Origin of the sequence: Mycobacterium sp. (assembly GCF_019247615.1) — a bacterium.
GTDB lineage: Bacteria > Actinomycetota > Actinomycetes > Mycobacteriales > Mycobacteriaceae > Mycobacterium.
In genome coordinates this window covers 1-9236 of record NZ_JAFBAT010000148.1, presented here as the reverse complement: position 1 = coordinate 9236, position 9236 = coordinate 1, and the positions used below count along the sequence as shown (strand labels likewise).

Below are 9236 nucleotides of genomic sequence, written 5' to 3'. Positions count from 1 at the left end.
TCTTGTTCTGCAGCTGCGACCGTTCGTTTTGACAGGTGACGACGATGCCGGTCGGCAAATGCGTGATCCGCACCGCGGAGTCGGTCGTGTTCACTCCCTGGCCGCCCTTGCCGGACGAGCGGTACACGTCGATGCGCAGTTCCGACTCGTCGATCTGCACCTCGCCCACTTCCTCGGGTTCGGGATAGACCAGCACGCCGGCCGCCGAAGTGTGCACGCGCCCCTGGGATTCCGTGACCGGGACGCGTTGCACGCGATGTACCCCACCCTCGAACTTCATTCGTGACCATACCCCGTCGGCGGTGTCGCCCTTGCTGGTGATGCTGAGCGTGGCGTCCTTGTAACCGCCCAGATCGGAGGTGGTTTCGTCCAGGACCGTCACCGTCCAGCCATGCCGCTCGGCGTAGCGGATGTACATCCTGGCCAGGTCGGCGGCGAACAGGGCCGATTCTTCGCCGCCCTCACCGGATTTGACTTCCAGCACGATGTCGTCGGCATCGTGCGGGTCGCGGGGAGCCAGCATGTCGGTGAGTTGGGTGTCGAGTTCGGCCACGCGTGCTTCCAGTTCGGTCACCTCATCGGCGAACGACTCGTCGTCGGCTGCCAGCTCGCGCGCGGTCTCCAGGTCGCCGCGGGCGGCGACCAGCTTGCGGTACGTGCCGACGATGGGGGCCAGTCGGGCGAACCGGCGTCCGGCCTTGCGCGCTTCATCGGGCTTGCTGTGCAACTCGGGGTCCGCCAGCCGGCGCTCCAGCTCGGCGTGTTCGGCCAGCAGCACGTCGATCGTTTGTACCGGCTGCGTCATCACACACCTCCTGCCCGCGCCCGGCGACGGTGCGGGCCGCGGGCGGCCCGAGGTTGAGCCGGGCACTACATATACGCGAATCGACGCCCGGCCTGCGCTACGTCAGCGCAGTTCGGGCGTCGGGAACGCAGCTATTTTTCGGTCGCGTCGGCCTTGTCGGTGCTCTCAGACGCGGCCTTGCGCTTGCCGTAGCGCTTCTCGAAGCGGGCCACCCGGCCGCCGCTGTCGAGGATCTTCTGCTTGCCCGTGTAGAACGGGTGGCATTGCGAGCACACCTCGACGACGATGTTGCCGCCGGGCTTGGTGCTGCGGGTCTGGAAGGTGTTCCCACAACCGCAGTGCACCGTGGTCTCCCCGTAGGCGGGGTGAATGTCAGCTTTCATACGTCCTCTTCGATCGTCTGCCGCCCGGACCGGGCGTGAACTCCGGGAACCCGAACCGGTCCCCGGGATAGTCGACCGCCGATTATGCCAGGTCAACATACATGAGCCCAAACGCCGAACCGCTTGCGCGCATTCCCGACGACTGTCGTTGCGCCGAACCTGTAATTCCGCACACGCACGTCGGCGTGTCGTGTGCCTGGTTACAGTGTCGCGGGGCCTTGTACCGGATTAATCGTTGTCCATCGAGCCGGGCGTGGTCTTGGACACCTGCACCAGGAATTCGTAGTTGTTCTTCGTCTTGCGCAGCTGCGACATCAGCAGGTCGATCGCCTGGTGCGGGTCCAGACCCGAGAGCACGCGGCGCAGCTTGTGCACGATGGCGAACTCGTCGGGCGACAGCAGCAGCTCGTCCTTGCGGGTGCCCGACGGGTTCACGTCGACCGCGGGGAAGACCCGGCGTTCGGAGATCTTGCGGTCCAGCTTGAGCTCGGCGTTGCCGGTGCCCTTGAACTCCTCGAAGATGACCGTGTCACCGGTGGACCCGGTCTCGACCATCGCGGTGGCGATGATCGTCAGCGACCCGCCTTCCTCGATGTTTCGCGCCGCGCCGAGGAAGCGCTTCGGCGGGTAGAGCGCGGTGGAGTCGACACCACCGGACAGGATCCGGCCCGACGCGGGCGACGCGTTGTTGTATGCGCGGCCCAGACGGGTGATCGAGTCGAGCAGCACCACGACGTCCTTGCCCTGCTCGACGAGCCGCTTGGCGCGTTCGATGGCCAGCTCGGCGACCGAGGTGTGGTCCGACGGCGGCCGGTCGAAGGTCGAGGCGATGACCTCGCCCTTGACCGAGCGCGTCATGTCGGTGACCTCCTCCGGGCGCTCGTCGACGAGGACGACCATGAGGTGGCATTCCGGGTTGTTCTTGGTGATCGCGTTGGCGATGTCCTGCAGGATCGTCGTCTTTCCGGCCTTGGGCGGCGACACGATCAGCGCGCGCTGTCCCTTGCCGATCGGCATGATGAGGTCGATGACCCGCGTGGTGAGCCGGTCGGGCGTGGTTTCCAGGCGCAGCCGCTGATTCGGGTACAACGGCGTCAGCTTGGAGAAATCGGGCCGCTTCTTGGCGTCTTCGACCGAGCCACCGTTGACGCTGTCCAGGCGCACCAGCGGGTTGAACTTCTGCCGCTGGTTGGGCTGTTCGCCGTCCCTGGGCACCCGGACGGCGCCGGTCACCGCGTCGCCGCGGCGCAGGCCGTTCTTGCGCACCATGTTCATGGACACGTAGACGTCGTGCGGTCCGGCCAGGTAGCCGGAAGTCCGGACGAACGCGTAATTGTCGAGTACGTCGAGGATGCCCGCGACCGGTTGGACGACGTCGTCCTCGCGCAGCTCGGTGTCGCCGCCTTCGCCCGAGCGCTCCCCGCGTCGGCGGCGATCGCGGAACCGGCGTCCCCGCCGGCCCTGACGGCCCTCGCCGTCCTCCTCCTGCTGGTTCGAGCCGCGGGACTGTTGGGCGGAACCCTCCTGATCACCGCTTTGATCGCCGCCGGCGTCTTGCTTGCGCTCGGCGGTCTTGGTCTTGGGGGCATCGCCGGTGTTGGCACCGTCCCGGGTGCCTGAGTCCCCGCCGTCGCGCTCCTCGCCGGTGCGCGCGGGCGATCCCGCGTCGCGCGCCGCGCCGCGGCGTTCCCGGCGCGGCGAGTCGGTCGGGGCACCATTCTGTTCGCCCGGGGTAGCCGGCTTTTCGGCCCCGGCTTCGGGGGCTTCGGTGGCAATCGGGCCGGGTTCGCCGCCGTCCTCCGAGGCGGCGGCGGGCGGTGTCCCGTTGGCCTGTCCCCTGATTTCGCGTATCGCGGCGATGAGTTCGTTCTTGCGCATGCCCGACGTTCCCTTGACGCCGACTTCGTTAGCCAGCGCGCGCAGTTTGGGCAACACCATGGTGGACAGCTTGGCCGCCGGGCCGCCGGTGTTGAGGTCGGGGGTGGCTGTGGTCACGGCGCTCGACGGCTGATTGCCGTCGGTGCTTTCGTTAGCCGTGAACAAGTCCGTATCGGTCACGGATTTCCTTTCTTCCCCCACTGATGTGGTCATAGGGGGTTCGTTGCAGTCAGCCAATTTGCCGAGTGCACCCAATCATCGACTCCGCAACGGTGGTCGCCAGGATTGGCGGATATGTAGCGGCGAACCTCGTTCACGAGAAGAATTGGTGTTGTCCTAGCGGCAAGGCAGTATGTATGCAGATGCAGATCCTGCGATTGCTGGACGGCTCCGAGGATAACCTGCATCCCTGCCGGAAGCAAGCAAACCGTCCGGCCACGCTGTGGATTAACCCGCGACGGTGACGGCCGGGCTCCAGCGAACTCCTTCACCGGCGGTCATCTTCGCGATGGAAAATCCGTTTGCCGCACCGTACTCCATCGCCTCGGTGGGCAAGTCGGGTTCCGTGCTCAGAGCGATCAGCGAGGGGCCGGCGCCGGACAGCGTGGCTGAAATGTTATGACATCGCAACAGTCGCAAATATTCCGCCGAGATGGGCATCGCCTGGGCTCGGTGCGGTTGGTGAAGCACGTCTTCGGTGGCCGGCATCAGCAGATCCGGCCGTTCGGTGAGCGCAACGACCAGCAACGCCGCCCGGCTCACGTTGAACCGGGCGTCCTCGTGGCTCACCCGCGCGGGCAGCAGCACGCGGGTCTCGGCTGTCGACGAACGCTCCTCGGGAATCGCGCAGAACACTCGGATGTCGGGATGCAGTCGCAGCGGTACGGCCAGGTAGTCGGGTGGATCACTCGTGCCGTCAATCCACGACACCACCGCACCACCCAACACCGCGGCCGCGGCGTTGTCGGGATGCCCTTCGAACTCGGAAGACAGCTGGACCAGTTCGGAGATGCCCAGCGGTGATGAATCCGATTGCACCACAAGGCCATTCACGGCAGCGAGCCCGCCGACCACGGCGGCCGCGGACGAGCCGAGTCCACGCGAGTGCGGGATGGCGTTGCGGCAGCGCACCGTCAGGCCCCGCGCCCCGACCCCCACAGCCTGCAGTCCGCGCTCGACAGCACGAACGACCAGATGATTCGCATCCAGGGGGACCTGATCGGCGCCCTCGCCCTCGACGACGACTTCCAAGCCGGAATCGGTTGTCTGCACAACGATCTCGTCGTAGAGGCTCAAGGCCAAGCCGATGCTGTCAAAACCGGGGCCGATGTTGGCGCTGGATGCCGAGACCACGGCGCTGGCCACCAGCCCCGCGGGCAGCATCGGAGTTACCGACACGCCGGCTCCGCCGCGCTTGCGATCACCACTAACCGAGCCCCAGTCTTTCCACAACGAGCACCGGATCAACGGGCAGGGGGGACACGCTCGGCATGTCCCTCAGCGCGGTGTCGGGGTCCTTGAGCCCGTTGCCCGTCACGGTGCACACCACCGTCGATCCGCGAGCCACCCAGCCGTCGTCGATGGCCTTGAGCAGGCCCGCGATGCTCGCGGCGGAAGCGGGTTCGACGAAGACACCTTCGGACTGGGCCACCAGATGATAGGCGGCCAGGATCTCCTCGTCGGTGGCCGCGAGGAAACGCCCGTCGGATTGCTGCTGCGCCTGGACCGCGGCCGTCCACGATGCCGGGGCGCCGATGCGGATTGCGGTCGCGATGGTCTCCGGATGGCTGACGGGTTCGCCGAGCACCAGTGGCGCGGCGCCGGCCGCCTGGGTCCCGAGCATGCGGGGCAGCCTGTCGATCAGGCCTTCCTGGTGATACTCGGTGTAGCCCTTCCAGTAGGCGGTGATGTTCCCGGCGTTGCCGACCGGCAGGGCGTGCACGTCGGGGGAGGTCCCAAGCGCGTCCACGATCTCGAATGCCGCCGTTTTCTGCCCCTCGATGCGCACCGGGTTGACGGAATTGACCAGCGAGATCGTCGGGAAGTCGGCCGTCATCTTGCGCGCCAGTTCCAAACAGTCGTCGAAATTGCCGTCGATCTGGATGATCTTGGCGCCGTGCATGACCGCCTGCGCCAGCTTGCCCATCGCGATCTTGCCCTGCGGTATCAGCACCGCGCAGGTGATGCCGGCGCGGGCCGCATACGCCGCCGCCGACGCCGAGGTGTTTCCTGTGGAGGCGCACAGCACGGCCTGCTGTCCGCGGGCCAGGGCGTCGGTGACCGCCATCGTCATTCCGCGGTCCTTGAAGGAGCCGGTGGGGTTGAGACCTTCGACCTTGAGGTGGACCGCGCAGCCCGTCTTTTCCGAGAGACGGGTTGCGGCGATCAGCGGGGTGCCACCCTCGAGGAGGGTGACCGGGGTCCAGTCGTCTCCGACCGGCAGCCGATCCCGATAGGCCGCGATCACCCCGGGCCAGGGCTGGTGGGTGGCCGTCCCGGTAATGCGGGCAACGCTCACAGGTCGTTTCCTTCCAATCGCAGCACGCTCGTCACGCTCTGCACCACGTCCAAATCGGCCAGCGCCCGGACGGTTTCGGAGAGCGCGGCGTCGGTGGCGACGTGGGTGACCACCACGATGCGGGCTCCGACCCGCCGTCCGCCCTCGTCCGCGACGCCCTCCTGGCGGACCTCGGCGATGCTCACCTCACGTTTTGCGAATTCCGCTGCCACCGAAGACAATACGCCGGGCTTGTCGGCGACGTTCATGCTGACGTAGTAGCGGGTGAAGATGAGACCCATTGGCGCGATCGGGAGTTGGGCATACCTCGACTCCTTGGGACCGCGGCTGCCCAAGACCCGGTTGCGGGCGGCCATCACCAGGTCGCCGGCTACCGCGGACGCGGTGGGCGCGCCGCCCGCGCCCTGGCCGTAGAACATCAGCCGCCCCGACGCGGCGGCCTCGACCACCACCGCGTTGAACGCACCGCCGACGGTGGCGAGTGGATGCGACAGCGGCACCAGTGCCGGGTACACGCGGGCCGAAACCCGTTGTTGGCCCTCGTCTCCCGTGATGCGCTCGCAGATGGACAACAGCTTGATGGTGCAGCCCAGGGCCCGGGCGGAGGCGAAGTCGGCCGGAGTGATCTTGGTGATGCCCTCGCGGTAGACGTCGTCGGCGTGCACCCGCGTGTGGAACGCGATGGACGCCAGGATCGCGGCCTTGGCGGCGGCGTCGTAGCCCTCGACGTCGGCGGTGGGATCGGCCTCGGCGTAGCCCAGCGCACTGGCGTCGGCCAGGGCGCTGGTGTAGTCGGCGCCGGTGCTGTCCATCGCGGAGAGTATGTAGTTGGTGGTGCCGTTGACGATCCCGGCCACCCGCAGCACCGTGTCGCCGGCCAGCGACTGGGTGAGCGGGCGGATCACCGGGATGGCACCCGCGACCGCCGCCTCGAAATAGAGGTCGACGTGGGCGTTTTCGGCCGCCTGCGCGAGCTCCCCGGTGGACGTGGACAGTAAGGCCTTGTTCGCCGTGACGACGGATTTGCCCCGCTCGAGGGCGGACAGGATCGCCTTGCGGGCGGGCTCCACCGGACCCATCAGTTCGACGACGATGTCGACGTCCTCCCGCGCGACGAGCTGTTCGATGTCGTCGGTGAGCAGGTCGACCGGAACGCCGCGGTCGGCGGCGACGCGGCGCACCCCGACGCCCCGGAGCACGAGCGGGGCGCCGATGCGGGCCGCCAGGTCGTCGGCGCTGTCCTCGATGATCCGCACGACCTCGCTGCCGACATTGCCCAATCCGAGCACCGCCACACCGACGGGCTTCTCGTCATCGGACACGGGTCACCTCACCTCCAGACTCAGCAGATCGTCGACCGTCTCGCGCCGCAGGATCAGGCGCGCGCGTCCGGCGCGCACGGCGACCACGGCCGGACGGCCGATCATGTTGTAGCGGCTCGACAACGAATAGCAGTAGGCCCCGGTGGCGGCGACCCCGAGCAGGTCGCCCGGCCGCAGGTCTCCAGGAACCCAGGCATCGCGAACGACGACATCGCCCGTCTCACAGTGCTTTCCGACGATCCGCGCCAGCTCGGCCGGCGCGTCGCTGATCCGCGAAACCAGGCGGGCGTCGTATTGTGCGTCGTACAACGCGGTGCGGATGTTGTCGCTCATGCCGCCGTCGACGCTGACGTAGCGCCGGTGGGCCGTGGCGCTCACGTCGACGTCTTTGATGGTGCCGACCTCGTACAGCGTGATGGTGCCCGGCCCGGCGATGGCGCGTCCGGGCTCGACCACCAGCCTGGGGGTGGGCAGCCCGACGGCCGCCGATTCGTTGCGCACGATGGCGCTCAGCTTGGCCGCCAGTTCGTCCGGCGGCGGCGGATCGTCGGGCGACAGGTACGAAATCCCAAAGCCGCCGCCGAGATCGATCGTTGACAGCTGGGCCGTCTTGTCGACGCCGAACTCGCCGACGATCTCGCGCAACAGCCCGATGACGCGGTGCGCGGCGAGTTCGAAGCCGTCGACGTCGAAGATCTGGGAACCGATGTGGCTGTGCAACCCGACCAGTCGCAGATGGTCGGTGGCGAACACCCGCCGCACCGCCGCCATCGCGGCGCCGCTGGCGACCGACAGCCCGAACTTTTGGTCCTCGTGTGCGGTGGAGATGAACTCATGGGTGTGCGCCTCGACGCCGACGGTCAAGCGCACCAGCACGTCCTGGACGACGCCCGCCTCCCCCGCGATGGCGTCGAGCCGCTCGATCTCGGTCATCGAGTCGAGGACGACGTGGGCCACCCCGGACTTGACGGCGGCGGTCAGCTCTGCGACGGATTTGTTGTTGCCGTGGAAGGCGATTCGCTCCGGCGGGAAGTCCGCGTGCAACGCGACGGCCAGTTCGCCGCCGCTGCACACGTCGAGCGAGAGGCCCTCCTCGTTGATCCAGCGCGCTATCTCGCCGCACAGGAACGCCTTGCCGGCATAGTGCACGTTCGATCCGCCGCCGAAGGCCGCCGCCATGTCTGCGCAACGCGAACGAAAATCGTCCTCGTCGACGACGAACAAGGGAGTCCCGTATTCCTGGGCGAGATCGGTCACCGAGACCCCGCCGACGACCGCGGCTCCCGCGTCATCGCGAGTTGTGTTGCGGGGCCAGACATTCGGCGCCAGCCGCAGCAGCTCCTCCGGAGACTGGGGCCGCGGCGGGCTTTCAGCGTGCCGGGTCGCCTCGGCGTACCGCGGGCCGGCGGGGTGGGCGTTCACATCCGCTCCGGGGCGCTGACGCCGAGGATTGCGAGGCCGTTGGCGATGACCTGGCGGGTCGCCTGGCACAGCGCCAGCCGCGCGGTGTGCAGGTCGTTGGGCTCTTCGTCACCCTGGGGCAAGACCCGGCACGAGTCGTAGAACCGGTGGTAGTCGCCGGCGAGGTCTTCCAGGTAGCGGCATACCCGATGCGGTTCCCTCAGTGACGACGCGGTTTTCACCACCCGCGAGAATTCGCCGATGCTGCGCAGCAGCGCGCCCTCTTTGTCGTGGCTGAGCAATTCGAGGTGCGTCGTGTCGGGGATCAGTCCGAGCTCGGCGGCGTTGCGGGCCAGCGCCGAGAGTCGGGCGTGCGCGTATTGCACGTAATAGACCGGGTTTTCGTTGGACGCCGAGGACCACAGCGCCAGGTCGATGTCGATCGGAGTGTCCACCGACGAGCGGATCAGGCTATAGCGGGCGGCGTCCACGCCGATCGCCTCGACGAGGTCGTCGAGCGTCAGCACGGTCCCGGCCCGCTTGCTCATCCGGACCGGTTGGCCGTCGCGCACCAGGTTGACCATCTGCCCGATGAGCACCTCGACGGTGGCCGGATCTTCACCGAAGGCGGCGGCCACTGCCTTGAGCCGCGCGATGTAGCCGTGGTGGTCGGCGCCGAGCATGTAGATGCACAGGTCGAAACCTCGTTGGCGCTTGTCCAGGTAATAGGCGATGTCGCCGGCGATGTAGGCCGGCTTGCCGTCGCTTTTGATCACGACGCGGTCCTTGTCGTCGCCAAACGCGCTGGTGCGCAACCACGTTGCGCCGTCCTTCTCGTAGACGTTGCCGGTCTCGCGGAGCCGGGCGATCGCTTGGTCGACGCGGCCGCTGGTATGCATCGAGTCTTCGTGGGTGTAGACGTCGAAGTC

8 protein-coding genes are annotated in these 9236 nt (G+C 67.6%); all 8 read right to left on the bottom strand.

What is annotated here, in order from left to right; translation table 11 throughout:
• The coding region (locus JO059_RS09910; protein WP_293316186.1) for a PCRF domain-containing protein at positions 1 to 805 on the bottom strand (805 nt) is incomplete at its 3' end.
• A gap of 131 nt (positions 806 to 936) precedes the next feature.
• Positions 937 to 1188 carry a 50S ribosomal protein L31 gene (rpmE, locus tag JO059_RS09905; protein ID WP_293316184.1) on the bottom strand — a complete coding sequence of 84 codons (252 nt, stop codon included), beginning with the start codon at positions 1186 to 1188 and terminating at the stop codon, positions 937 to 939.
• 228 nt (positions 1189 to 1416) lie between these two features.
• A complete protein-coding gene (gene rho / locus JO059_RS09900) occupies positions 1417 to 3246 on the bottom strand; it encodes a transcription termination factor Rho (protein WP_293316182.1) in 1830 nt (609 codons plus the stop codon).
• Between the two features lie 267 nt (positions 3247 to 3513).
• Positions 3514 to 4449 carry a homoserine kinase gene (thrB, locus tag JO059_RS09895; protein ID WP_293316190.1) on the bottom strand — a complete coding sequence of 312 codons (936 nt, stop codon included), beginning with the start codon at positions 4447 to 4449 and terminating at the stop codon, positions 3514 to 3516.
• 43 nt (positions 4450 to 4492) lie between these two features.
• Positions 4493 to 5569, bottom strand: a complete 1077-nt coding sequence (gene thrC, locus JO059_RS09890; RefSeq protein WP_293316188.1) for a threonine synthase — start codon at positions 5567 to 5569, stop codon at positions 4493 to 4495.
• Between the two features lie 11 nt (positions 5570 to 5580).
• A complete protein-coding gene (locus tag JO059_RS09885) occupies positions 5581 to 6906 on the bottom strand; it encodes a homoserine dehydrogenase (RefSeq protein ID WP_293316180.1) in 1326 nt (441 codons plus the stop codon).
• A 3-nt stretch (positions 6907 to 6909) separates the two neighbouring features.
• Positions 6910 to 8328 carry a diaminopimelate decarboxylase gene (lysA, locus tag JO059_RS09880; protein ID WP_293316178.1) on the bottom strand — a complete coding sequence of 473 codons (1419 nt, stop codon included), beginning with the start codon at positions 8326 to 8328 and terminating at the stop codon, positions 6910 to 6912.
• On the bottom strand, positions 8325 to 9236 hold a 912-nt coding region (gene argS / locus JO059_RS09875), incomplete at its 5' end, for an arginine--tRNA ligase (protein WP_293316176.1). The genes lysA and argS, both read right to left, overlap by 4 nt.